The sequence below is a fragment of the Modicisalibacter coralii genome (assembly GCF_004117855.1).
Taxonomy (GTDB): domain Bacteria; phylum Pseudomonadota; class Gammaproteobacteria; order Pseudomonadales; family Halomonadaceae; genus Modicisalibacter; species Modicisalibacter coralii.
Map to the genome: position 1 here is coordinate 1 of NZ_QWBW01000072.1, position 606 is coordinate 606.

The following is a 606-nucleotide window of genomic DNA, read 5'->3' on the forward strand; positions in this document are numbered from 1 at the left end:
GCGACGTATCGCCACGTCTTTCACGTGCATGGCCTTTTTACCTCGCCCCCGGGCGCGACGAGTTCCAGGCGATCACCGACCGCCTGGTCAGTGAGAACACCATCGAGGTGCCGAAACGCGCCCGGGGGCGAGGTAAAAAGGCCATGCACGTGAAAGACGTGGCGATACGTCGCGGGCAGGGCACCGCCTCGCTGGGGCTCAACCGCTATTACGTGCTCATCGAAGGCCCTCGGGGCGACGGTACCGACGACCTGATCATCGAATACAAGCAGGCGCGACGCTCGGCACGGCTATCCATCTCGTAGGTCGAGGGCGGCACCAGGCCGGCCAGCGCCGAGCGCATCAGCCACGCACAGAGCGTTCACCTGGTGCGCGGCGACGTCTTCTACGGTCACGTCGCATTCGACGGCCTGAGCTACATGTCGCGCGAGCGTGCGCCGTTTCGCGACGACATCGACCTCGACGACCTTTCAAAGAGCCAATGGAAGGACTACGCCGGCATCTGCGGCCGCGTGCTCGCCCATGTGCATGCGCTCTCCGACGAGTCCGGCCGGATCGATCACGACGTCGAACCGGCGATCGTCAACGCCATCGGGCCACCGGCAC

General features: G+C 65.3%; 1 pseudogene. It reads left to right on the forward strand.

What is annotated here, in order from left to right:
• Window positions 1–107: 107 nt before the first annotated feature.
• Window positions 108–606 (forward strand): annotated as a pseudogene (locus D0901_RS21350) (DUF2252 family protein); the annotation flags it as partial.